The 23,105-nt window shown below is 48.7% G+C and carries 24 protein-coding genes and 1 tRNA gene; 8 read left to right on the forward strand and 17 right to left on the reverse strand.

Annotated features, from left to right (window positions below):
* Entirely contained in the window at positions 1 to 945 is a 945-nt protein-coding gene (locus A1sIIB142_RS03140) for an aldo/keto reductase (protein WP_095693634.1), read from the forward strand.
* On the opposite strand, the gene A1sIIB142_RS03145 is transcribed toward A1sIIB142_RS03140, so the two are convergent.
* Positions 942 to 2,258 (reverse strand): M20/M25/M40 family metallo-hydrolase, encoded by a 1,317-nt coding sequence (locus A1sIIB142_RS03145; protein WP_095693635.1) that lies wholly within the window; start codon positions 2,256 to 2,258, stop codon positions 942 to 944. The two genes, A1sIIB142_RS03140 and A1sIIB142_RS03145, sit on opposite strands and share 4 nt — an antisense overlap.
* Before the next feature lie 115 nt (positions 2,259 to 2,373).
* Here A1sIIB142_RS03145 and A1sIIB142_RS03150 point away from each other — a divergent pair.
* The 4 genes from A1sIIB142_RS03150 (at position 2,374) to A1sIIB142_RS03165 (ending at position 5,537) form a co-directional block, all read left to right on the forward strand.
* A tRNA-Leu gene (locus A1sIIB142_RS03150) sits at positions 2,374 to 2,457 on the forward strand.
* Between the two features lie 19 nt (positions 2,458 to 2,476).
* The gene (locus tag A1sIIB142_RS03155) at positions 2,477 to 3,004 is read left to right on the forward strand and encodes an adenine phosphoribosyltransferase (protein ID WP_095693636.1); all 528 of its coding nucleotides are present in this window, start codon (positions 2,477 to 2,479) and stop codon (positions 3,002 to 3,004) included.
* Entirely contained in the window at positions 3,005 to 4,855 is a 1,851-nt protein-coding gene (locus A1sIIB142_RS03160) for an acyltransferase family protein (RefSeq protein ID WP_095693637.1), read from the forward strand.
* Between the two features lie 34 nt (positions 4,856 to 4,889).
* Positions 4,890 to 5,537 carry a thymidine kinase gene (locus tag A1sIIB142_RS03165; RefSeq protein ID WP_095693638.1) on the forward strand — a complete coding sequence of 216 codons (648 nt, stop codon included), beginning with the start codon at positions 4,890 to 4,892 and terminating at the stop codon, positions 5,535 to 5,537.
* Between the two features lie 53 nt (positions 5,538 to 5,590).
* Here A1sIIB142_RS03165 and A1sIIB142_RS03170 read toward each other — a convergent pair whose 3' ends face one another.
* A complete protein-coding gene (locus tag A1sIIB142_RS03170; RefSeq protein WP_095693639.1) occupies positions 5,591 to 6,322 on the reverse strand; it encodes a DUF554 domain-containing protein in 732 nt (243 codons plus the stop codon).
* Positions 6,323 to 6,344: 22 nt separating this feature from the next.
* On the opposite strand from A1sIIB142_RS03170, the gene yczE reads away from it, so the two are divergent.
* Both yczE and A1sIIB142_RS03180 read left to right on the forward strand, forming a co-directional pair.
* Positions 6,345 to 7,019 (forward strand): membrane protein YczE, encoded by a 675-nt coding sequence (yczE, locus tag A1sIIB142_RS03175; RefSeq protein WP_095693640.1) that lies wholly within the window; start codon positions 6,345 to 6,347, stop codon positions 7,017 to 7,019.
* Positions 7,020 to 7,116: 97 nt separating this feature from the next.
* Positions 7,117 to 8,607, forward strand: a complete 1,491-nt coding sequence (locus A1sIIB142_RS03180) for an NCS2 family permease (RefSeq protein WP_095693641.1) — start codon at positions 7,117 to 7,119, stop codon at positions 8,605 to 8,607.
* Between the two features lie 52 nt (positions 8,608 to 8,659).
* Here A1sIIB142_RS03180 and A1sIIB142_RS03185 read toward each other — a convergent pair whose 3' ends face one another.
* Positions 8,660 to 9,301 (reverse strand): uracil-DNA glycosylase, encoded by a 642-nt coding sequence (locus tag A1sIIB142_RS03185; RefSeq protein ID WP_095693642.1) that lies wholly within the window; start codon positions 9,299 to 9,301, stop codon positions 8,660 to 8,662.
* On the reverse strand, positions 9,270 to 10,058 hold the full coding sequence (locus A1sIIB142_RS03190) for an ABC transporter ATP-binding protein (protein ID WP_095693643.1): 789 nt from the start codon (positions 10,056 to 10,058) through the stop codon (positions 9,270 to 9,272). The genes A1sIIB142_RS03185 and A1sIIB142_RS03190 overlap by 32 nt, the downstream gene beginning before the upstream one ends.
* A 27-nt stretch (positions 10,059 to 10,085) precedes the next feature.
* On the opposite strand from A1sIIB142_RS03190, the gene serB reads away from it, so the two are divergent.
* Positions 10,086 to 11,345: a phosphoserine phosphatase SerB gene (gene serB, locus A1sIIB142_RS03195; protein ID WP_223299153.1), complete on the forward strand. Its 1,260-nt coding sequence runs from the start codon at positions 10,086 to 10,088 to the stop codon at positions 11,343 to 11,345.
* Here serB and hisG read toward each other — a convergent pair whose 3' ends face one another.
* The 13 genes from hisG to A1sIIB142_RS03260 are packed head-to-tail and all read right to left on the reverse strand — an operon-like array spanning position 11,346 to position 23,105.
* Positions 11,346 to 12,191: an ATP phosphoribosyltransferase gene (gene hisG / locus A1sIIB142_RS03200; protein ID WP_095693644.1), complete on the reverse strand. Its 846-nt coding sequence runs from the start codon at positions 12,189 to 12,191 to the stop codon at positions 11,346 to 11,348.
* A gap of 18 nt (positions 12,192 to 12,209) precedes the next feature.
* A complete protein-coding gene (locus tag A1sIIB142_RS03205) occupies positions 12,210 to 12,473 on the reverse strand; it encodes a phosphoribosyl-ATP diphosphatase (RefSeq protein WP_095684710.1) in 264 nt (87 codons plus the stop codon).
* A gap of 40 nt (positions 12,474 to 12,513) precedes the next feature.
* Positions 12,514 to 13,173: a ribulose-phosphate 3-epimerase gene (rpe, locus tag A1sIIB142_RS03210; protein ID WP_095693645.1), complete on the reverse strand. Its 660-nt coding sequence runs from the start codon at positions 13,171 to 13,173 to the stop codon at positions 12,514 to 12,516.
* Between the two features lie 9 nt (positions 13,174 to 13,182).
* Complete coding sequence (locus tag A1sIIB142_RS03215; RefSeq protein ID WP_223299154.1) at positions 13,183 to 14,547, reverse strand: transcription antitermination factor NusB; 1,365 nt, start codon at positions 14,545 to 14,547, stop codon at positions 13,183 to 13,185.
* Complete coding sequence (gene fmt / locus A1sIIB142_RS03220; RefSeq protein ID WP_095693646.1) at positions 14,531 to 15,436, reverse strand: methionyl-tRNA formyltransferase; 906 nt, start codon at positions 15,434 to 15,436, stop codon at positions 14,531 to 14,533. The genes A1sIIB142_RS03215 and fmt overlap by 17 nt, the downstream gene beginning before the upstream one ends.
* Positions 15,437 to 16,012, reverse strand: a complete 576-nt coding sequence (gene def / locus A1sIIB142_RS03225) for a peptide deformylase (protein ID WP_095693647.1) — start codon at positions 16,010 to 16,012, stop codon at positions 15,437 to 15,439. It lies immediately after the preceding gene.
* Between the two features lie 13 nt (positions 16,013 to 16,025).
* On the reverse strand, positions 16,026 to 17,897 hold the full coding sequence (locus tag A1sIIB142_RS03230; RefSeq protein WP_095693648.1) for a primosomal protein N' family DNA-binding protein: 1,872 nt from the start codon (positions 17,895 to 17,897) through the stop codon (positions 16,026 to 16,028).
* Positions 17,898 to 17,911: 14 nt separating this feature from the next.
* A complete protein-coding gene (gene metK / locus A1sIIB142_RS03235) occupies positions 17,912 to 19,102 on the reverse strand; it encodes a methionine adenosyltransferase (RefSeq protein WP_095693649.1) in 1,191 nt (396 codons plus the stop codon).
* A 4-nt stretch (positions 19,103 to 19,106) separates the two neighbouring features.
* A complete protein-coding gene (coaBC, locus tag A1sIIB142_RS03240) occupies positions 19,107 to 20,291 on the reverse strand; it encodes a bifunctional phosphopantothenoylcysteine decarboxylase/phosphopantothenate--cysteine ligase CoaBC (protein ID WP_095693650.1) in 1,185 nt (394 codons plus the stop codon).
* 17 nt (positions 20,292 to 20,308) lie between these two features.
* A complete protein-coding gene (gene rpoZ / locus A1sIIB142_RS03245; RefSeq protein ID WP_017955438.1) occupies positions 20,309 to 20,569 on the reverse strand; it encodes a DNA-directed RNA polymerase subunit omega in 261 nt (86 codons plus the stop codon).
* A gap of 32 nt (positions 20,570 to 20,601) precedes the next feature.
* On the reverse strand, positions 20,602 to 21,474 hold the full coding sequence (gene gmk, locus A1sIIB142_RS03250) for a guanylate kinase (protein ID WP_095693651.1): 873 nt from the start codon (positions 21,472 to 21,474) through the stop codon (positions 20,602 to 20,604).
* Between the two features lie 9 nt (positions 21,475 to 21,483).
* Positions 21,484 to 22,185 (reverse strand): orotidine-5'-phosphate decarboxylase, encoded by a 702-nt coding sequence (pyrF, locus tag A1sIIB142_RS03255; RefSeq protein WP_095693652.1) that lies wholly within the window; start codon positions 22,183 to 22,185, stop codon positions 21,484 to 21,486.
* Positions 22,182 to 23,105 carry a dihydroorotate dehydrogenase gene (locus tag A1sIIB142_RS03260; protein WP_095694140.1) on the reverse strand — a complete coding sequence of 308 codons (924 nt, stop codon included), beginning with the start codon at positions 23,103 to 23,105 and terminating at the stop codon, positions 22,182 to 22,184. Before A1sIIB142_RS03260 ends, pyrF begins: the two co-directional genes overlap by 4 nt.

Below are 23,105 nucleotides of genomic sequence, written 5' to 3' on the forward strand. Positions count from 1 at the left end.
ATGGAGATGAGACGGGCTGGAAATAGTGGCCTCACACTCTCTCGGCTGGGTCTGGGAACAATGACATGGGGTCGAGATACCGATACGCACGAGGCCGCAGATCAATGCCGTGCCTATATCGAAGCTGGTGGCAACTTCCTGGATACCTCTCCTACCTTTGGCGATGGAGATAGCGAGCGAGTTATTGGTGGACTGATTGGAACGCTCTTTAATCGCGCCGATGTAGTGATTGCTACGAAGGCAGGTGTCTCACATCCAGGCGGTGTTCGCACCGTAAATAACTCTCGCACCGCACTCATTGCAGAATTGGATAAGTCACTATCGCGACTCGAAACTGATTATGTCGATATCTGGCAGATTCAGATGTGGGATGAACATACCCCGCTAGAAGACACTCTTTCAGCACTTGATTACGCATACACATCGGGGAAAGCTCGCCATGTTGGAGTTTCTAATTTCTCTGGCTGGCAAAGTGCGCGAGCAATCACCATTCAAGAGAGTAATTCCGCAAAAGCACCGATAGTCTCAAATCAGATTGAGTACTCGCTGCTCAATCGAAGCGCGGAAGAAGAAATACTTCCCTGTGCTCGTGCAACTGGAATTGGGGCTTTAGCCTGGGCGCCCTTGGGTCGTGGAGTCTTAACAGGAAAATATCGAACTGGGATTCCCAGTGATTCGCGCGCTGCAGCCCCGCACTTTGTGAAACATGTTGAGCCTTATTTGAATGAGAAGTCGACCCGAATAGTTGAAGCAGTATCTGTAGCAGCTAGCGGTCTTGGTTACTCCCCATTGGAAGTTGCACTTGCGTGGGTGCGAGACACCCCTGGAGTAACGAGTGCGATAGTGGGAGCTAGAACTGGTGGCCAACTTCGTGGAATTTTGAAATCCGAAGAAATATCCTTGCCAGATATCGTGCGCAGCGTGCTCGATGAAATCTCTGCTTAAGCCTGCTCTAGAAATTCCTTCAGTACCTGAACCCCAAAGTGAAGGCCAGAGATTGGCACGCGCTCATCTACCCCGTGGAATAAAGACATGAAATCCAAATCTTGCGGAAGGCGCAGTGGGCTAAATCCATAACCAATGATCCCAAGTTCTGATAGCGCTTTGTTATCAGTTCCACCGCTCATGACATATGGAACGGGAATACCTTCAGGATCATGGACCAAGATTGCAGCACACATCGCCTCCACCAGGTCTCCTTCAAAATCAACCTCGAGTGCAATATCGCGAGTAATAGTTTCTATTTCAATATCTGGACCAATGATTGATTTAATTGTTGAATCAAGTTCATCTTCATATCCAGGTAAGAATCTTCCGTCAATGACAGCCGAAGCAGATGCCGGAATTACGTTCTCCTTATATCCAGCTTCCAACATCGTTGGGTTAGCTGTGTTCTGCAACGTTGCTCCCACCATTCGAGCCGTCGGACCAATCTCTGCCAATAAAGGTGTGAGATCTACCGGGTTGAATGGTTTGCCCGTAGCTTGCGCAATTTTTTCAAAGAGAATCTTGACTGTCTTCGTATATCTCTGAGGCCATTGGTATCGACCAATCTTGGCTACCGCCTCCGTTATCAAAGTTATAGCATTCTCATCATTTAACATCGAACCGTGACCAGCGCGACCATGTGCGGTGATCTTCATCCAGTGGATGCCTTTTTGCGCAGCCTCGATAAAGTACAAACGTTTTCCGCCAGTAACGGTGACTGAAAAACCGCCTACCTCAGATATGGCCTCGGTGCACCCAGCAAAAACTTCCGGGTGCTTGGCAGTCATAAACCTGGAACCGTAAGAACTTCCCGCCTCTTCGTCGGCAAAAAAAGCTAAGACAATATCTCGCTGTGGTTGAAATCCGGTGCGCGACCACTCGCGAACGACGGTCAAAATCATCGCGTCCATATTCTTCATATCCACTGCCCCGCGACCCCAGATCATGCCGTCGCGAATTTCGGCAGCGAAGGGATCTACTGACCACTCACTAGCGTTCGCCGGAACAACATCGAGATGCCCATGGACTACTAAACCGCCGAGTGAACTATCTTTTCCAGGTATACGCGCGATCACATTGCAGCGATTGGGAGCAGACTCGTATATATCTGCTTTGATTCCAACTTCAGCGAGTGAGGCAACGACATATTCTGCACATGCCTTTTCATCTCCCTTGCCTTCTCCATAATTTATTGAAGGGATTCGAATAAGGTCTTGGCAGATAGCGACAACTTCATTCTCAATGGTGTTCGACTTCTCTGCGCTACTCATGGTCGTATTCTGCCCTTTCATAGCTCTCTTTTGCGCCCATGGCGCCAGGTTGATATCGTTACCCAGTTATTTCGACTCGAGCGCATAAGATTTATCTTCTAGCGAGCGGGTACTCGTCCGGGTGGCGGAATTGGCAGACGCGCTAGCTTGAGGTGCTAGTTCTCGCAAGGGATTCGGGGTTCAAGTCCCCGTTCGGACACAGTTACGGTGGTGCAACTATGGATATCAGTCAAGCACTTGCATTGATTAGACCTATCCCGGATTTCCCTAAACCGGGGATTCTCTTTCAGGACATCTCCCCCTTATTGGCCAATCCAGAGGCATTTGCCACCGTCATTTCAGCCCTCGCCGCTATTGGCGATGAAATTGACTATGTGGCCGCACTGGATGCGCGTGGGTTCATCTTGGGTAGCGCGATCGCCTTGGAAAAGAAAGTCGGATTCATCCCAATTCGTAAATCTGGAAAATTGCCTTACACAACTTTTTCGCGCAGTTACAGCTTGGAGTATGGCCAGGACGAATTAGAGATTCATACTGATGCGATGGAGCCTGGTTCGCGAGTACTCCTGATTGATGATGTTCTAGCAACTGGTGGAACTCTTAAGGCAGCAATACTGTTAATTCAAGATCTCGGTGCATCTGTTGTCCAAGCAGTAGTTCTTTTGGAGATTCCAGAATTGGCAGGACGCGCCAAGATCGCGAGCTTAGATTCTGCTCCCCCCGTTTTCTCACTATCACAGGCATAAATGCGTCTACCTCAGATTCAAGGACTCAGGGCGCTTGCGGTAGTCCTGGTTCTGCTTTATCACGCCAAGTTTTTACCCGGTGGATATATCGGCGTCGATATCTTCTACGTCATCTCTGGTTATCTCATCACATCTCTCCTTCTTCGGGAATGTGAAAAAGCCGATGGTACTTCCTTTGCTAGGTTCTATCTCCGCCGAATAAAGCGATTACTTCCGGCTAGCTCTCTCGTTCTGATAATTACAGCGCTAGTTTCATGGTGGGTATATCCATCAATTCTTCGAGCTGACTTAGGCCGAGATATTGCAGCGGCTTCGCTCTATATCTCCAACTATTTCTTTGCCCTCTGGCAAATGGATTATCAGAATTTAGATGCGCTTCCTCCAGTGGTAATTCATTATTGGTCATTAGCCGTGGAAGAGCAGTTCTATCTTCTGTGGCCACTGATTATCTACATGCTCTATAGGTTCGGTAACCGGCGAACTGTAGGCATTGGTATCGCAGTAATCACCCTGATCTCATTTCTGTTAAGTCTCTATCTGACATCTGCATCTCCCTTGTGGGCTTTCTATTCCTTACCCACGAGAGCTTGGGAGTTAGGTATTGGAGCGCTCGTCCTTTTCTTTCCGGCAAAGTGGAGAGATTTCCAAGGCTTTGCCTGGCTTGCAGTCATTGCCATCGGTTATTCCGCCGCTCGCTTTACCGATGCAACGGCATTTCCTGGAACTGCAGCGCTTTTTCCCGTACTAGCAACTGCACTCACACTTGCTTCAGTGAAAAACTGGCCGAAAGTCATCGATACTTCTTCACGGTTACCTGTCATCCAATGGTTAGGAAATATCTCCTATCCCCTCTATTTGTGGCACTGGCCAGTATTGGTAATTCCTAACCTCTACCTCGGGCGTGAGCTTTCCATCATCGAGCGCCTGATAGCGATAGTTCTGACTCTGATTCTTTCTGACCTTACTCATCGCTTCGTTGAACAGCCACTTCGTGTACGGGAGTTTTCTCAAACAAGAATCTTGGCCGGCGCCACACTGATAACAATTCTCACTCTAATACTCTCCATAATTATCATCAATTCACATAATAATCAGGTCACCCTTAAATCTGGAGAGCAATTCTCGCTTGAATCGGTACTTGCCCAGCCGAAGATCTATCAGGATGGATGTCACCTTGAAAACGGCCAAACCATTCCAGCGCAATGTACATACGGTGAATCGGATGCAAAGAGAAGGATTGTCCTATTCGGAGATTCTCATGCTGCGCAGTGGTTTCCCGCGCTGGAGAAAATGGCCTATGAAAATGGTTTTGCCCTTACTTCATTTACAAAATCCGCGTGTCCAGGACCTGCAATACGCAAGGTAGACAGAGGTGGGTACAGAAACTCTGAATGTTCTAAATGGAGAGATAACGTATACAAGAGAATCGCAGAGTTGAAACCAGATGCAGTACTGGTATCCGGAATGCAATACTTTCAAAGACCCGAGGGTTATCAATCTCGCGCCCAGTGGTGGCAAGAGGGACAGCAAAAGACTCTCATGGCACTCCGGGGATTAACACCGAAGATTATTTATATCGCGGATACTCCACACCCGAAGCAAGACATTCCTAGTTGTCTCTCTCTCAAGAAGGCCAGGGATTGCGATAACACGGAAAAGACCCCTTCAATAACAGTTGATGGGTACCTACTTGTAGATCCTACGCCGTGGTTATGTGCAAGAACATGTCCCGCAGTTCTGGATGGAATCGTCACCTACCGAGACGCATCTCATATCAGTGTGGAAATGAGCACCTCGCTATCGGTACAGATGGCGAGAGCGCTACGCGCACTTGGTCTGGATTTGGGATAGAGAATATTGCGGCGATTCATGGCAGGATTCCCACGTGGCTGAGCTGATTTATTACTGCGGAACTATGGATTCGGGTAAGTCAACCCTTGCGCTGCAAACCGCGCACAACCATAAGTCACGTGGACGCACCGGACTCATCTTTACCAGTAAGGATCGTGCTGGAGCAGGTCTTATTAGTTCGCGTTTAGGCTTGCAATCTGAAGCAATTGAAGTTGAAACCTCATTGGATATTCATAAATTTGTGGTTGATCACCTATCTGCTGGTGACCGTATCGATTACATCATCTGTGACGAAGCTCAGTTCTATCAGCCTGAACAGATAGATGGTTTGGCAAAGATTGTTGACGGACTAGGAATTGATGTCTATGCATTTGGAATTCTTGCTGATTTTAGAACCAAACTCTTCCCAGGTTCTGCCCGTCTTGTGGAACTTGCCGATCGTGTGAACACTCTGCAAGTAGAAGCTCTCTGCTGGTGCGGTTCACGTGCGACACATAACGCTCGCACGATTAATGGCGTTATGGTGACCGAGGGCGAACAAGTGGTGGTCGGAGATGTTGGCAAAAGCGATGAGGTCGCCTATGAGGTTCTATGCCGTAGACACCACATGCGCCAAGTCACAGCTCGCGCATCACGAGCCGGTCATATAAGTTCTGACCCATTGCCATTTACTGAAATCTAAATCGGAGAAAATAGAGACAAGATGACTACATATGTGATTGCAACATCCGCGCTTTAGATCGAATGTAGGACTGTTGCCAGTACTGGCGCAATAACCAGAGCTGGCAACAGATTTGCAACTGATATTTTCTTGATATTGAGCAGTCGCAGTCCGATGCCAACCAGCATCAGCCCTCCGGAGATAGTCATCGCATCAATTTGATACTGCTCGAGAACAGATCCAGCAAAGAAACCGATAATCGTCCAGAAGCCCTGGTAGATGCCAACTGGAATAATCGATGCCATCACTCCTATTCCCAGGGTCGATGCGAATGCCATGGCGGCAAAGAAGTCGAGGGAAGACTTGAGAATTAATTGATCTAAGCCTTGAGACATGCCGTCGCTGACGCTGCCAAGGATTGCAAGTGGACCGATCACAAACAACAGTGATGCACTGACGAAGCCTTCGACGAAAGGACTGTCACTAGATGCCTTAAACTTCTTTCTTAGATTTTCGCCAAAGTTCTCAACTCGTTTCTCAATCTTGAGAGCGGTTCCGAGTAGACCTCCGATGAGCATGGATGCTAGAACCAAGAGAAGCGGTGATCCATCTGGAAGTGAATCCTTGAATTCATTTGACCATAGCGGCAAAAGTGCCGAAGTCGCACCCAATAGGGTGATGAGCCCCAGAACATCAGTAATCATCTTCTGCGATCTCTTAGGCAGTCGACCACCTAAGGCGATTCCGATAGCCGCACCTACGATGATGGTGAGTAAATTGATTACTGTTCCGAGGCCTACAAACATTCATCCACTATAGACTCAGCAAGTGAATTTCGCATCCATCATCCAAAGTCTGCGCCCCCATAAGACTGTCCCCATAACGCCATGGACCGCGCAAGGAGTTTGGGACCTTACTCCCCTTCGAACTGCGATTCTTTTCTTTGGTTTAGCTATTTTCGGTCTCGGTGATTCATTACTTATCCAGGCTGGAATTGGAAATGCGCCGTGGACAGTATTTGCCGAAGGTCTCACACTAAAAACTGGATTGAGTATCGGATGGGCAACTTTCATTATTAGCGTCTCCGTGATGCTGCTCTGGATTCCACTTAATGAACGAGTTGGTTTTGGAACAATCTCGAATATCGTCATCATTGCAGCGTTTATTCAAATCGGAACGATTATCTTCCCCAAGCAGAACAACTTTGCTATCGGCGTGATCTTTGATTTCATAGGAATCGCACTGGTCGGATTAGGGTCCGCCCTCTACATCACCTGTGGCCTAGGACGTGGTCCCCGAGATGGGGCCATGACCGGGATCCACTACAAAACTGGGGTTCGTGTGGGACGCGTACGAATGGGCATTGAGGTCACGGTCTTAATTATCGGCTGGTTCCTTGGAGGCACTGTTGGGCTCGGAACCGCCCTATTTGCCCTGTTTATCGGGCAATCTGTCGCCATTTTTCTTGGTCTTGTTGCGCGTTTAACCCACAAGTACGTCTAAGTACCTACTAGCGTTTAGTCATCCCCCTCGGTCTGTGAGCCGTCATTTCACACGAGGTCGCAAACACCCTCGATAAAAAAATTAGAAAGGTCCATTTATGTTGGATTCCTATTTCAAGATTAAAGAGCGAGGGTCATCGATAGCCCAAGAGGTTAGAGGTGGGCTAGTTACCTTCTTTACAATGGCATATATCGTTGCGCTCAACCCGCTGATCCTTGCCACAACTGATGGCGCTGGAGAATTCATCGGTGGCGGAGATAGAACCAACGCAATCATTATCGTTGCTGCTGGAACTGCACTTATCGCCGGAATTTTAACCATCCTCATGGGAGCTGTCGCGAATTTTCCATTGGCACTTGCTACCGGCCTGGGCTTAAACACCTTTGTCGCTGTTTCAATCGCAAAGAACGCTACCTGGGCGCAAGCCATGGGCTTAGTTCTTATTGAAGGTATTCTCATTCTTATTCTGGTTCTGACCGGATTTAGAATCGCGGTCTTCAAGGCAATTCCAACGGCGCTTAAGGTTGCTATCTCGGTGGGTATCGGATTGTTTATCGCCCTCATTGGCCTAGTCGATGCCGGATTCGTGCGACGTACTCCAAATGTGGTGTGGGGAAGCACGAACTCGAAACCTTCAGCGGTCCCATTAGAACTTGGTGACGGCGGAACACTTGTGGGTTGGCCGATTGTCGTCTTTGCTTTTGGTCTCTTCCTGACCATCATCTTGATGATCAAAAAGATCAAGGGTTCCATTCTCATCGGAATCATCTCTTCAACGGTCCTAGCAATCATCGTAGAATCCCAATTTAAGGTTGGAAATAGCTTCATCAGTCCTACTGAGTCAAACTCACGAGGATGGGGTTTGAATACTCCGACGCTACCGAAGGACGCATCAGGATCTTTAAACCTTACAGATGCTCCACGTTTTGATTCTCTAGGTTTGGGATTCGATGACATCTTTGGAGCGTTCACCAATCCAAAGACCGGTGCTTTGGCAGCATGCCTGCTCGTCTTCACGCTATTGCTCGCAGACTTCTTCGACACAATGGGAACCATGACTGCTATTGGAAACCAAGCAGGATTAGTCGATAAGAGCGGCAACGTTGAAGGTGCTAATCGCATCCTTGTTGTTGACTCAATAGCTGCCGCCGCTGGTGGAGCTGCTGGTATTTCATCGAACACCAGTTACATTGAATCCGCATCTGGTGTGGGTGAGGGTGCCAGAACTGGCCTTTCTTCGATCGTGACTGGAATTGCGTTCTTGTTGACGACATTCCTAGCGCCTCTTGTAGCAATCATTCCTTACGAGGCTGCAACACCTGCGCTAATCATTGTTGGATTCCTCATGATGGGACAAGTAAAGAACATCGAGTGGGATGACTTGGGAATTGGCATTCCAGCCTTTCTGACCATCATCTTGATGCCATTTAGCTATAACATCTCGGTCGGTATCGGAGCTGGTTTCGTTACCCACGTTGTTATTCGCATAGTTCAGGGACGTCGTAAGGAAGTTCATCCTTTGCTTCTCCTTGTCTCTGGTCTCTTCATGATCTACTTCTTATCATCTCCAATTAACGCCTGGATTTAATAAGTAGATTTCCTTAATAGGGCTCGCATCTAAGGATGCGGGCCCTATTTCTTTACAGGGACCAATTGATGGGAGAAACTCCCCGAAGTTCTAGTTCTCTATTTACTTGCGAAAAAGGCTTACTACCAAAGAATCCGCGATACGCACTGAGCGGACTTGGATGAACACTTTTGATGCTGTGAGTGAAAAGATGTGAAAACTCCTGTGCGCTCTTCCCCCAGAGAACTCCAATGGCACCTTGTGCTGCTGCAGCTTGAGCAATCTGAGTGGTTATTTCTTGCCAGCCAATATTTGCGTGTGCGTTACTTTCGCCTACCTTTGTTGTCAGAACCCGATTGAGAAGTAGAACACCTTGGTCACGCCATCGAGAAAGATCTCCATTCTTCGGACGCCCGATCTCAAGATCACTGACTAATTCGGTGAAGATATTTCTGAGCGATGCTGGCAGCGGCTGCACATCAGGGTTTACCGAAAAAGCCAACCCATGGGCATTACCCCTGGTGGGATAAGGATCTTGTCCGACAATCACACATTTGACCGAACTCAAATCCATTTCTAAGGCAGCAAATATTCGATCGTTTCGTGGTGCGATGTCATCGCTGGAGATCATCTGAAGAATCTTCTCAATCTGAGGAGTTAATGGGTCGAGAAGGCCATTCCAACTACAGTGCACGGGCAAAAAAACGCGACCCATCGTGACTTACTTCCATCGGCAAATCAAAGACATGAGACATATGTTCAGATGTAATCACTTCGTGAATTGGACCTGAGACGGCCGCTAATCCATCTTTGAGAATGAGAGCATGTGTGGTGCCGGCTGGAATCTCTTCTATGTGATGAGTGACAAGAATTGAAGCTGGAGCTAATGGGTCGGATGCGAAGACAGAGAACCTCTTTAAGAGATCCTCGCGCCCGCCAAGATCTAACCCAGAGGCTGGCTCATCTAGCAGTAGTAACTCTGGGTCAGCCATGAGAGCTCGAGAGATTTGAACGCGCTTGCGTTCACCCTCACTCAAAGTTCCATATTCTCTATCTGCTAATTCCCGCACCCCAAATGTTGTGAGAAGAGCTACGGCTCTGGATTCATCCCATAGGTCATAGGCCTCATTCCAACGACCAAGAATTGCGTACGCTGCAGTGAGTACTACATCGCGTACTTTCTCATCGGACGGAATATCTTCTGAGATAAGCGCTCCACAAATGCCGATTCGGGTACGAAGTTCCCAGACATCGACCTTGCCGAGCTGCTTATCAAGTAAGAAGACGGTTCCTGATGTAGGAAACATCCTTGTTGCCAATATTTGCAAAAGAGTGGATTTTCCGGCGCCGTTTGGTCCAAGGACCACCCATCGCTCGCCCGGGGCTATCGCAAAATTCAGCGGGCCCAGAATGTTCTTCTGGCCTCTTCGGACAGAGACATCACGTAGCTCTAGAACGCGATTATTACTCATAGGTGACAAAAGATATATCGTCAATCAATGAATCACTCGCAAATTGCGAACGAAGTGAACGTGATTCGCGATAACCTCACCCATATGAGCGCCGAGAAGAGTCACTACACAGGTCTTATTCTCGTATCCGGCGTCGACTCCCCCGGAATCACTCGAGCTCTCTTTGAGACCCTGGCACCCTTTGCCGTCACCATTTTGGATATCGAGCAGGTAGTAATCCGTGAGCGACTTATTCTCACCGCTCTGATCTCACTTAATCCCGATCATGCGCAAGCGATTGAGGCAGACCTCAATGAATGTGCCGAGAAATTATCCGTTGACATAGCAACCTCTTTTGGCGCCCAAGAAGGGGCAACAATTGCTGCTAAGACAGGGCTCGTTCACGTTGTGCTTCTCACAACTGAACTACATCCTCGTTCCATTGCCGCGGTAGCAGAAGCAATAACTGCACAAAGTGGAAATATCGAGCGTATTCACCGCACCGCTAGTTATCCGATTACTGCAATCGAACTAACGGTATCTGGTGCCAACCCAGCCAAACTTCGTCAATCACTAGCTGCGGTATCAAATGAGTACGCAATTGATATCGCAGTCTCACCAGGCGGCTTGATGCGCTGGGCCAAGAAGTTAGTTGTTTTAGATGTGGACTCAACTCTTATTCAGCAAGAAGTGATTGAACTACTCGCAGCCCATGCTGGCGTCGAGCCACAAGTGCGAGAGATAACCGAACGCGCCATGCGCGGGGAACTTGATTTTAGGCAGAGCCTGGAAGCCAGAGTTGCACTGCTTGCGGGACTTCCGGAGAAGGTAATTTCTGATGTGCGCGAGCAGATAGTTCTTACCCCTGGAGCACGCACTCTGATCGATACCTTACATAAGCTTGGACATAACGTAGCCGTTGTCTCAGGTGGCTTTACTGCGGTCATTGAACCAATACTTAAAGATTTGGGTATCTCCCATTACCGAGCGAATACGCTAGAAGTTATCGATGGAAAGCTCACAGGTAAAATCATCGGAGATGTCATCGATCGCGCCGCAAAAGCCGTTGCGCTTCGTGATTTTGCCAAGATTGTTGGAGTTGAACTCGAGCAAACGATTGCAATCGGTGATGGCGCCAATGACCTAGATATGATTGCAATCGCAGGCATGGGTATCGCATTTAATGCAAAGCCAGCTGTCAAAGCCGCCGCAGATAGCTCTGTCAGCGCACCATACCTAGATTCAGTTCTCTATCTTCTAGGAATTTCACGAGAAGATATCGAAGAGGCGGGCGCGAGCCGGAAGTAATTACAGTCTGCAGGCGTGAATATCAGTAACCAGAATTCCGCGTGCACCCAGTGCCCAAAGTTCATCCATTAAGCGATTGGTATCTTTACGTAGCACCATAGCGCGCACTGCAACCCAATCAGGTTTTTGAAGCGGTGAAATCGTCGGCGACTCCAGACCAGGTGTGATGGCGCAAGCCTGATCCACGCTTTTCTTAGGGATGTCATAATCAAGAAGCACGTATTGTCTTGCGGTCACAACGCCTTGCAAACGACGAATCAGAATCTCTAATTCGGCAGCTGCGGCTGACGCTTTGCCTTTAATCAAGATGGCTTCGGAAACCAAGATTGGATCACCGAAGATAGCTAACCCAGCCTGGCGGAGAGTATTTCCAGTACTGACAACATCGGCTATCAGATCGGCAACTCCTAATCTGATGCTGCTTTCTACCGCACCATCCAGGCGAACGACATCTGCCTCAATCTTCAAATCTGCAAGATGTTTCTGCACCAGTCCTGGATAGGCCGTTGCTACGCGCTTGCCGCTGATAGAGGATAGCGAAAGCTTCTCATGTGCCGGTCCAGCGAATCTGAATGTTGATCCCCCGAAATCAAGCGGGAGAATTTCTTGCGCATCTGCACCAGAGTCAATGAGCAAATCGCGTCCCGTGATTCCTGCTTCTAACTCACCAGAGCCAACATAGATCGCAATGTCACGTGGGCGAAGATAATAAAACTCAACGCCATTAGCAGGGTCTATCAGAACCAGATCGCGAGAGTCGGTACGTTGTCGATATCCAGCCTCTTTTAGGATCTCAATCGAGGCATCAGCAAGTGAACCCTTGTTTGGGACAGCTATTCGTAACATGAGACTCCTTGTTTTCCCTTAGAGGTACTTATAAATATCAGTAGGTGTGAGACCGCGGGCGAGCATCATTGTTTGTAGATGGTAAATCAATTGGCTAATTTCCTCGGCTAAAGCCTCATCTGACTCATGTTCAGCTGCTAACCAGACTTCACCAGCCTCTTCCAGGATCTTTTTTCCGATCGTGTGAACTCCGGCATCTACGGCAGCGACAGTTGCCGAACCCTCGGCACGCTCAGCCAGCTTTTGCGCTAACTCAGTCCAGAGTGAGTCAAATGATTTCATAGCGCTAGTTTACTAGAGAGATTACGCACAAGAGGCCGTATTAGTGAAGTGCGGCTTGTGTGCGCAATTGCTCAACCATCATCGCCGGATCTTGCGCGTTAAAGACTGCGCTGCCGGCTACAAATGTGTCCGCTCCCGCTTCTCGAGCAATCTCGATGGTGGAAAGTGAAATTCCGCCATCAACTTGCAGCCAGATAGGTCTGCTACCTATCAATTTTCTCGCTTCTTTGACCTTGCTCATCATATTTTCCATGAATTTTTGTCCACCGAAGCCGGGTTCGACAGTCATGATAAGAACCATATCGATCAGATCGAAGTACTCTGAATAATCGTTAATGGAGGTATTGGGTTTGAGAGCGATAGAGGCCCGAGCTCCGTGGCTCTTAATCTCCTTCAAAGTATTGCGAATGGCAGAAGTGGCCTCGACATGAATAGTAACGCTGGCAGATCCAGCTTCGGCATACTGAACTGCTATCAAATCCACATCTGCAACCATTAAATGCGAATCAACTGGAATTGGGCAGTTCCCAATGATCTCGGTTGCGGCCTGAAAATCAAAGGTCATATTTGGAACAAAAACGTTGTCCATGATATCCAGGTGAATCAAATCACTTGCCTGCGCAATCTTGGCAATCTCTGCATCAAGATGTGCGAAATCCGCATTGAGAATACTTGGGGTGATTCGAACTTCATTCGACATGGAAGAAGTTTATCTCCTCTTGCGAAAGAGCGCTAAGAACATCGCATCCGTGCCGTGCTTGCTGGTCCACAGCGAAAGTGACTTATCACGCGTTGCACCATCAAGGTTAGAAGGAATAAATGGTGCGATATCCATTTGCTCTAACTCCGGATGATCTTTAAGTATCCGAAGGACCTCACCTGAGGTCTCAGAAAAATGTGGACTACATGTTGCATAGCCAAATACTCCCCCAGGATTAAGAACTGAGATTGCCGCATCAGATAACTCTCTTTGTAGGACCAGTAAACCTCGCAGGTCTTGCACGGTTCTTCGCCAGCGAACCTCTGGTCTGCGTCGTAAGGCGCCAAGGCCCGTGCAAGGAACATCCGCCAGAATCGCATCGTATGTATGTCCGAGTGATGCAATCTCTCTGCCATCACCAACCAGCACTAGAAACTTGCCAATCACGTTTTTTACTAACTTTGCACGCGCCTCAGAAATTTCGTTGGCGGTAAATTCCTGGCCATTCGCACTTGCTAGATGAGCAAGAAGGGCCGCCTTTCCCCCCGGGCCGGCACATAAATCTAGAAGCGAGGCAGAATCCTTAGTTGCAAGTGAAAAGATGTGTGCAACTAACTGCGATCCTTCATCTTGCACTCCTGCCTTGCGATGTCTAATGACCTCTAGCGTCCCGGGTGCGCCATCGAATCGGGCACCGTAAGGTGAATACTCTGTTGCAACCCCACCTAAATCAACTAATTCTGCTTGAGTCGAATCCCCCGGCCAGGCGACCAGTGTGGGCATCGCTGGAATATTATTTACTGCAAGTTCTTCTTCGACCCGATCTAGATCTTTGAGTAGATCAAAGTAGGCCGAAACAATCCATTCCGGGTGCGAATACCGAATAGCAAGACGCGCAATCGGGTCCGCAATAAATGAAGTGGGTTCAAGCCATTGTTCTAAGGTTTGTGAGCTGACTTTGCGCAGTATTGCATTGACAAAGGAAGCCTTCGATTCACCAATAACTTTTCGGGCGAGTTCAACAGTTGCCGAAACGGCAGCATGGGTTGCTACGCGCATCTCAAATAACTGATGAACTCCCATCCGGCAGATATCTACGATGCCAGTGTCCACCTCTGATAATGGACGATCCGATACCTGCTGCAAGATGTAGTCATGTCGTCCTTGCATTCGCAGAGTCCCGTAGAGAAGTTCGGTGACGAAACCCTTGTCTCGCATCTCGAAATTCGAGGCTGACAGGGCTTGTGGCAAGAGCAGATTCGAGTATCCCCCATTGCGATTAACTTCTGTCAGTAAATCAAAGACCAACACTCTGGGAGCATCGGGTTTGGGTGATTTAAAGGTATCTCTGCGTGGCTTAACCAAAGAGATCACCGGGGATTAAACGTGCCCCATTTGCCCATTGCGAGGAAGGCATTCTGGATTTACCAGACGGTGTGATGTGACCAATTTCTAAAGCAGCAGAGGCGGTTCCCACATATAACTTCTTGTTCTCAAGAAGAAGAGCACCGGGTTCTAATGTAATCTCACTCGCAACGGGAGTATCGATTTTCAACGTCGTATCTCGAAAATTAGTCCAAGCGCCAGGTTGGGAAGTGAAGGCGCGGATTTTATTGGATATGGCAGTTGCCGGTTGAGTCCAATCTATGCGTCCTTCTTCCTTGCTCAACTTAAGAGCTCGGGTAGCGCTGTGATTCTCTTGTGGCGTGGGCTTAACTCCAGACTTCATAAGTTCTAACGTGTGAAGAAGTGCCTCCGCTCCTAATTCTGCCAATTCAACGAAGAGTTCATCACTGGTGATATCGGCATCTAGCGCGAATCGATTCTGGGTATAGATCGGTCCGGTATCCATACCATCATCTAATTTAAAGACGGTAACTCCCGAGACTTTATCTCCGGCTTCAATCGCTCGTTGCACAGGTGCTGCCCCACGCCATCTAGGCAAGAGTGAGAAATGCAGATTAAGTGAACCGTAACGAGGTAGATCAAATACTCGTTTTGGCAATATGACACCGTATCCGATTGTGATCAGGACATCAGTATTCGCTAGATAGGAATCAAAGCTGGCATCTCGCTCTGGTTTGTAAACTTCGATGCCATTCTCGTTACCCCATCCTGAGACAGCTGATTCATTGAGGCTCTGACCTCGACCGGATGGTCGGTCAGGTGGCGTGATGACACAGAGCAATTCATGATCAGAGGCCAAAAGTGCATCCAGAGACGGAATCGCTACTTCAGGCGTTGCTGCTACCGCGATCCGCAACTAAAGACTCAATCCGGGCTTGTCTTGCCTAAAAAGACTATGCGGAGATACCTTGATTGTCGGCGATGCTCCCGATTGCCCAGCAAGTCCGAACCAATCGGATTCTCGAATCTCCTTCATCGCTATTTTTCGATCTTCATCTGAGAGTCGATCAATGAAGAGAATTCCATTCAAATGATCTGTTTCATGCTGGAGCGCTCGAGCTAGAAGTTCTGTGCCTTCGATAGTGACAGGATCACCATGCATCGTAAATCCTCTTGCTACCGCTCTAAATGCACGAGGGGTTGGATAGATCAGTTCCGGAAAACTTAAGCATCCCTCATCTCCCTCCTGCATCTCCTCACTCAAATCAAGAGTTGGATTGATTAGATGCCCAATAGTTTCATCGACATCCCAGACAAAGACTCGAAGTGGGACACCAATCTGTGGCGCGGCTAGCCCTGCACCAGGTGCATCGAGCATTGTTTCGGTGAGGTCCTTCACAAGCGTTCGCAGCTCTTTATCAAAGTCGATAACTTCCGAAGCCGGTGTGACAAGAACCGGGTCTCCGAAGTGACGAATTTGCTTGATAGACATGGCTCAATCTTACCTATCGCGAGAGCGAATATGGATCAATCCGTAGCGTTGCCAACTTCTTCCTTGTTGAACTTCGTCTTCGTTGGAACTCATGCATCAGTAGAACTAGCGCCTCACCGTCCTCAAGTGGAGCAAGTAAGAGAATCCGATGTGTAGAGGTGTTCAGAGTTGATGGTCCAAGAATCCTTGTTGACCTCGGAAGTCTTCCTTCATCGCGAGACTTATTCAGAGCCCTCACCAGTGTGGCTGACTCAGTACTATCAATATCAAGTGAGATAGACCTGACGAACGGAGGCAATGAGGCTTCGACGCGCTCTTGCAACTCTCGCCGGGAAATTAGAGATGGTTTCCAGGAAGCAAGGGCGCCCACTATGGGATTTGAGTGATTGATAACTAGCAATGCAGATCCCGAAGAGTTCAATAGCGCAGCGTGGGTAAAGAATATTTCTCGGGCACGCTCCTTGGCTCTGAGATCTGATTGATTAAGCAATTTCTCACCGTCGAGAATCACAACAGCGGCATACCCATCGGCCGACATTGGAGCTGCGCCGGGAGTGGCAATGACAATTCCAGAATTAAGTTGAAAATCATCAACCATCTTCTCGGCCTCACACAGTGTGATTGGAATACCTGGTAGGCCTACTCCGATTTCTTGGGCGAATCGCTCACTCCCACGATTGAGAAGAAACGGCTTGAGCCCGGCGCAATACTGACAGACCCACTCGGAATAGACATTTGCACACAGCGAACAAGAGATAGCCGTCGTGGCACTCTTCTTCTCTAGCCGACCACCACATGAACACGTAGAGATATTTCGACAACTACTACAACTAATTGATTGCGAATATCCCCTTCTGGGTGCGATGAAGAGAATCGGTCCCTGTTTGACCAAGCGGCGGAGCTCGCCAATGATCTTGCCCGGAAGTAGCTCGGAAAATTCCTGCTGAAAAGTATCAACTCGAATCTTTTGCTTAGCGCCTTTGAATTCAAACCAGCCGATATCGATAAGCCGAGCGACTTCGGCACTGGGGCTATAACCCACACAGTAGATAGCAACATTTTCATTTCGCGCGCGAAGAATTGCTATATCTCTCGCGTTCCATCCCGGGGATCGAACTTCGAAGAATTGCTCCGATGATTCATTAAAGACGACGATTGATGCTAGATCTGGACTATCGACAAAAATGGCGCTTCTGGTTCCGATAATGATCTGAGCCGGAGTTGTTCTGGCACGCAGAAAATTCTCATATCTCTCACTTCGCGGCAGATCTGAATCCAGAATGAGCGCCTCTGGAAAATGGTTGCTCAATCGAAGCACTGATTTATTATCTGGAACTATTACCAGGATTGAACCACTGCTTCGGACGCTTGTGACGTGCCTGGCTAGGGTCTGGAAAGGATCTTGGTATGCGGGTAGTTGAAGGTACTGACGTACCGATGATTGACCCGGTCTATCAGTAGTCTTATCAATCCAGTGCATCTTCTCGACACTTGCGACACGAGGAGGGATTGCAGAACGAATTACGTCATAAGGATGACATGCCCATCTGTGCGCAACGAGTGCAATCAAATCTAAGGAGCGTTTTGAAGCAACCGGAACGCGGGAAATCACCTTGGTTATACTTTTAAGCCTTCGACCCGAAGATATGGCTATGCGTTCTAGAACGAGTGCTTCACACTCTCTGCCATTGAATGGAACCTGAACCCGAACACCCACAGCAACCTGCTCGGAAAGATTATCGGGAACTAGATAGTCATAGCTTTGATCTAGATGAAAAACCCCGCTGTCTACCCATAAACGCGCAACAGGGTTATCAGTTGTGCTGATCTCTGGCGCACGGCGAATTACTTCGCGCTTTAGACGTAGTGGCCTCGTAAGTGCCACGGTGTGCAGGTAACCTATTTAACAGCTGCCTGCAGTTCGGATACACGATTAGTTACTTCCCATGTGAAATTAGGAAGCTCGCGACCGAAGTGACCGTAAGCAGCAGTCTGAGAATAGATTGGACGCTTGAGATTTAAATCGCGAATGATTGCAGCGGGACGTAAATCAAAAACAGTTGTCACAGCAGCTTGAATCTTCTGAACAGGAACGGTTTCAGTCCCAAATGTCTCCACGAAAACTCCGACCGGCTGAGCTTTTCCGATTGCATAGGCAACTTGAACTTCACAACGGCGAGCTAAACCAGCTGCCACTACGTTCTTAGCGACCCAGCGCATCGCATAGGCGGCAGACCGATCCACCTTTGACGGATCTTTTCCTGAAAATGCGCCACCACCATGGCGAGCCATTCCGCCATAGGTATCGACAATGATTTTGCGACCTGTGAGACCCGCATCGCCCATCGGTCCACCAATAACGAAGCGACCCGTTGGGTTTATCAGGATTCTCATATCCTTACGAGGAAGATCAATCTTTGCCAAAACTGGATCAATTACTTGGGCTATTACCTCGGATGTGAGTTGCCCGGCAACATCAACTTCTTCTGCGTGCTGGCTTGAGATGACAACGGTATCGAGTGCCACAGCCTTATCTCCATCATATTCAATGGTGACCTGTGTTTTCCCGTCAGGGCGCAAGTATGGAAGCACGCCGGACTTTCTCACCTTTGAAAGCTGCTGTGCTAACTCATGAGCGAGCCAGATTGGCAGCGGCATAAGTTCTTTGGTGTCATCACATGCGTAACCAAACATGAGACCCTGATCGCCGGCACCCTGAAGGTCAAGTGGGTCGAGCGCAGATGCAACACGATGTTCAAATGCGTCGTCCACACCTTGGGCAATATCTGGTGATTGCTGACCAATGGAGATCGAAACGCCACAGCTATTTCCATCAAAGCCTTTTACGGAGGAGTCATAGCCGATACCGATCACAGTATCGCGAACAATTCCCATGACATCGGCATAACCGTTAGTCGTTACTTCACCAGCAACATGAACTTGGCCAGTTGTGATCAACGTTTCAACAGCTACCCGGCTTGATGGATCCTGCGCTATCAGCGAATCAAGAATGGCATCAGAGATCTGATCTGCAATCTTATCTGGATGGCCTTCGGTCACTGATTCTGAGGTAAATAGGCGTTTAGACATTGGATTAACCTAACTGATGGAGGGCATGGTCGAGTAGTTCTTGGGCAAGCGTGTCTTTGGTGGTCTTGGCCACTTTATAACTGGCACCAGCGCTGGTAAAAATCTCGCCAAAAGTTGTCTCGCTATTGAAGATATCTCCCCCAGAAACATCATTGAGATAGAGGATATCCGCACCCTTAGCCAACATCTTGCTTTGGGCTGCAGTTGCGTCATGGGAAGTCTCTGCCGCAAAAGCCACGACTACTTGCTTGACCTTAACGTCATGAAGACTCTTGAGAATATCCACATTTTCCGTCAGATTGATCGTAGCAAGTGAAGCTTTCTTAATCTTTGAATCCTGCATCTGTTCAGGACGCGCATCCGCAACTGCTGCCGCCATCACCAGAACATCACACTGCGAAAATTCTCGATGTAAAGCATCGTGCATCTCAGATGCCGTTTTCACATGAATAGTTTGAACACCTTCAATATCTGGCAGTGAAGCATTTGCTGATACGAGTACAACATCTGCCCCTCGTCGAAGTGCCTGCAAGGCAACGGCGTAACCTTGTTTCCCAGAAGATTGGTTTCCGATAAAGCGAATGGGATCTATTGGTTCCCGAGTACCGCCTGCGCTCACCAGGACTCTCCTGCCTAAGTAATCTGATTTCACCTGAGTTACTTCCGAGAAAGCTTGCAGAATTTTGGCCGTCTCTGGAAATCTTCCTTGGCCCACATCACCGCTGGTGAGTGCTCCGACGTCGGGATCTAAGACGTGAAACCCACGCTCTCGCAATACTCGAACATTTGCAGTGGTCGCTTGATCACTCCACATATTTGGATGCATTGCCGGAACTATCAAAACTGGAACGTTAGCTGCCAGGATGACATTAGTCAGAAGATCATCGGCTCGACCTGCCGCAATTCTTGCAATCAAGTCGGCAGTTGCCGGAGCGATGATGATGAAATCAGCCTTCTTTGCTAACGAGACATGGCGAACTTCTTCTACGCTCTCAAAAACTTCGGTAGTGACAGCGCGCCCGGAAAGAGCTTCCCATGTTGCCGCGCCCACGAAATTCAAACTCGAAGGTGTGGGCACGACTGTTACGAGGAAACCAATATCTTGCAGGCGACGCAGTAAATCGCAAGATTTATAGGCAGCTATACCGCCGCCAACACCGAGAATTACTTCGCGGCCATGTCCTTGCATAACTATTGTGGAGCTAATTAAGCAGTTGGCTCAAGATTTTCGATTGTCAGCAAACCTTCGTTAATCTCACGAAGTGCAATCGATAGTGGCTTCTCGTGAACGTGTGTGTCCACAAGTGGTCCCACGTACTCAAGAAGGCCTTCACCTAATTGTGAATAGTAAGCATTAATCTGACGTGCACGCTTTGCAGCATAGAGAACCAGTGAATACTTTGATCCAGCCTTATCGAGAAGCTCATCGATAGGTGGGTTAGTGATTCCGTCCATGTGTGCACTCATGCATGTACTCCTAAAAAGTAGTATTCGCCGAACTAGGCAGATGCCAATTCTATCAGGCTGGCAACCACCTTCTCGACCTCGTCATTTACCAGGACTTTATCGAAGAAAGAGGCTGCAGCGAGCTCTTCCTGCGCCAAGGCCAGACGTGAGGCCCTGCGTTCTGCGCTATCTGTGCCGCGGCCTTCTAAGCGCGAAACCAACTCCTCCCAACTAGGTGGTTCGAGAAAGACCAGTACTGACTCCGGAATCTTTTCCTTCACCTGTTTGGCTCCCTCGATCTCGATCTCCAGAAGAACACTTTGTCCAGCACTCAGAGCGATTTCCACTGGTAGTCGTGGTGTTCCATAACGAGCTCCGGCAAATTCGGCCCATTCTAGAAACTCATTGTTCTTAACTGCAGCATCAAATTCCGTTGCAGTTAAATAGTGGTAGTCAACACCCGCAACTTCATTAAATCTTGCCGGACGAGTTGTCGCAGAGACAATGACTACAAAATCAGAGGCTTCCCGTAACTTCTTGGCAACAGTGCTCTTGCCTACTCCCCCGGGACCAGAGAGAACAATCAGCTTTCCTCTGCGCAGTGATGTCGGCAATTCAAATTCCTTTAGTAGCGCTGCTCGTTGGTAGCGTCCTAGCCCTTGAATCCGCCTCGTGCTGGAGATCTCAAGCTTTTCAAGTAACGCTTTACCGCGAATTTTACCCACACCACTCTTTGATTCCACCATCTCAAGAACTCGCATCTTGGCAATAACTTCATTGCTCTGAGCTAAAGCGATAACCTCAGCAATACTCAATTCACCACTTTTAATTCGAGACTTAACTTCTGAGCGCTCCTGTCTGGCAGCTTTCGCTTTCGCCAGGGCGCTAGCACGCTCGGCGGGGGTCAGTTGCGGCGGGGTACCCATGTTTTTAACTTACTGCAGAATATCTTCAGCGATTGTGCGCGCAGCGGTAGTCATAGCATTCGCGCCTTGCGCCCACGCCTGCGTGATTGGACGTCCGATAACTACGTAGCTTGCGCCGGCGGCAATCGCTGCTCGAGGAGTCATTGTTCGCTTCTGATCATCTGCTCCAGAACTGCCTTCGGGGCGAACTCCAGGTGTGATGATGTGTGGTTCATCTCCAACAGCAGATCGGATTGCTGCAATCTCTAGCGGTGAACAAACGATGGCGCGAGCACCAGCTGCGACAGACATCTTGGCAAGTGCAACCGCGCTCTCAAGTGCGTTATTTGCGAACCCGATTTCAAAGAGATCCTCTTCCGAGAGTGAGGTAAGAATCGTTACTGCCGTGACATCGGTAGTCGGAAGCGCTTGTACTGCAGCTGAAATCATCGCTCGTCCACCAGATGCATGAACGGTGAGGAACCTTGGTTTCAATGACTCAACCGCGGTTGCAGCAGCTCCCACTGTGTGTGGGATGTCATGCAGCTTCAAATCCAGAAAAATATCAGAATCGGTCAAACCTTTAATTCGCCTAACCCCTTCATGGCCGAAGGTAAGGAAAAATTCAAGACCCAACTTATAGACACTGACATGATCCTGGGTTGCCTCTATCCAACGTTGCGCTATTCCTAAATCCTGTGTATCAACCGCAAGAACTATCGGCGCTTTCATTGCGTCTCTTCTCTATGCGCATATCCAACGGCTTGTTGCATAGTTGCAAAACCACGTGCTACCAACAGTTCGCGTAGCTCGTTCTGAATAGTTATTAGCGCGGTCGGGTTACCGAAACTGGCAGTTCCTACCGAGATCGCTGATGCTCCGGCAAGAATAAGTTCGAGTGCATCGCGACCAGAGGAGACACCACCCATTCCTAATATTGGAACGTGAGGCAGCGCAGCATGTACCTGATAGATCGCTCGTACTGCAATCGGCTTAATCGCAGGTCCAGATAATCCGCCAGTTTTCCCACCTAAATGCGGTTTCATTGTCTCCAGATTTATTACCATGCCAAGCACGGTGTTTATCAGAGCCAGTGCATCAGCGCCAGCATCAACTACACCTTTGGCAATCTCTGGCAGATTAGTTACATCAGGCGAAAGCTTTGCAATGATGGGAAGCTCCCCCCCTATAGTCTTTCGCACTCCATCAATCACGCGCCTGGAAGCATCGGGGTCGCAGGCAAAGACCAAACCTCGGTTTTCCACATTCGGACAAGAAATATTGACTTCTAGCGCACTAATTCCAGACGCCGATCTAATTTTACGAGCTAACGTTGAATACTCCTCAATCGTCTCCCCTGCAATCGAAACTACCACTCGAGCTTTTTGTTCAAGCAGCCACGGTAAATCGTTTGCAAGGAAGGCATCTATGCCTGGACCTTGCAGCCCGATGGAGTTAAGCATTCCCGATGGTGTTTCCGCCATACGAGGGGTCGGGCGACCATGACGCGGCTTTGTCATCACTGATTTAGTAACGATTGCTCCCACATCTTTGAGTGCAAAGAATTGTGATAACTCCTTGCCACTGCTGGCACAACCACTTGCGGTAAAAATTGGGGTGGGAAACCAAGCATTTGCCAGCGTTGTGGACAT

This window comes from Candidatus Planktophila versatilis (assembly GCF_002288345.1).
Taxonomy (GTDB): domain Bacteria; phylum Actinomycetota; class Actinomycetes; order Nanopelagicales; family Nanopelagicaceae; genus Planktophila; species Planktophila versatilis_A.

Bases quoted from the DNA above. Each gene is read 5' to 3' on its own strand.
- serB (WP_223299153.1), top strand. From the start codon at position 10,086: ATGAATCACTCGCAAATTGCGAACGAAGTGAACGTGATTCGCGATAAC.
- A1sIIB142_RS03155 (WP_095693636.1), top strand. From the start codon at position 2,477: ATGGATATCAGTCAAGCACTTGCATTGATTAGACCTATCCCGGATTTC.
- A1sIIB142_RS03260 (WP_095694140.1), bottom strand. From the start codon at position 23,105: ATGTCCACAACGCTGGCAAATGCTTGGTTTCCCACCCCAATTTTTACC.
- gmk (WP_095693651.1), bottom strand. From the start codon at position 21,474: ATGGGTACCCCGCCGCAACTGACCCCCGCCGAGCGTGCTAGCGCCCTG.
- coaBC (WP_095693650.1), bottom strand. From the start codon at position 20,291: ATGCAAGGACATGGCCGCGAAGTAATTCTCGGTGTTGGCGGCGGTATA.
- A1sIIB142_RS03170 (WP_095693639.1), bottom strand. From the start codon at position 6,322: ATGTTTGTAGGCCTCGGAACAGTAATCAATTTACTCACCATCATCGTA.
- rpoZ (WP_017955438.1), bottom strand. From the start codon at position 20,569: ATGAGTGCACACATGGACGGAATCACTAACCCACCTATCGATGAGCTT.
- A1sIIB142_RS03160 (WP_095693637.1), top strand. From the start codon at position 3,005: ATGCGTCTACCTCAGATTCAAGGACTCAGGGCGCTTGCGGTAGTCCTG.
- metK (WP_095693649.1), bottom strand. From the start codon at position 19,102: ATGTCTAAACGCCTATTTACCTCAGAATCAGTGACCGAAGGCCATCCA.
- A1sIIB142_RS03185 (WP_095693642.1), bottom strand. From the start codon at position 9,301: ATGGGTCGCGTTTTTTTGCCCGTGCACTGTAGTTGGAATGGCCTTCTC.
- A1sIIB142_RS03145 (WP_095693635.1), bottom strand. From the start codon at position 2,258: ATGAGTAGCGCAGAGAAGTCGAACACCATTGAGAATGAAGTTGTCGCT.
- A1sIIB142_RS03140 (WP_095693634.1), top strand. From the start codon at position 1: ATGGAGATGAGACGGGCTGGAAATAGTGGCCTCACACTCTCTCGGCTG.
- rpe (WP_095693645.1), bottom strand. From the start codon at position 13,173: ATGTCGAATGAAGTTCGAATCACCCCAAGTATTCTCAATGCGGATTTC.
- A1sIIB142_RS03190 (WP_095693643.1), bottom strand. From the start codon at position 10,058: ATGAGTAATAATCGCGTTCTAGAGCTACGTGATGTCTCTGTCCGAAGA.
- A1sIIB142_RS03180 (WP_095693641.1), top strand. From the start codon at position 7,117: ATGTTGGATTCCTATTTCAAGATTAAAGAGCGAGGGTCATCGATAGCC.
- A1sIIB142_RS03205 (WP_095684710.1), bottom strand. From the start codon at position 12,473: ATGAAATCATTTGACTCACTCTGGACTGAGTTAGCGCAAAAGCTGGCT.
- pyrF (WP_095693652.1), bottom strand. From the start codon at position 22,185: ATGAAAGCGCCGATAGTTCTTGCGGTTGATACACAGGATTTAGGAATA.
- hisG (WP_095693644.1), bottom strand. From the start codon at position 12,191: ATGTTACGAATAGCTGTCCCAAACAAGGGTTCACTTGCTGATGCCTCG.
- def (WP_095693647.1), bottom strand. From the start codon at position 16,012: ATGTCTATCAAGCAAATTCGTCACTTCGGAGACCCGGTTCTTGTCACA.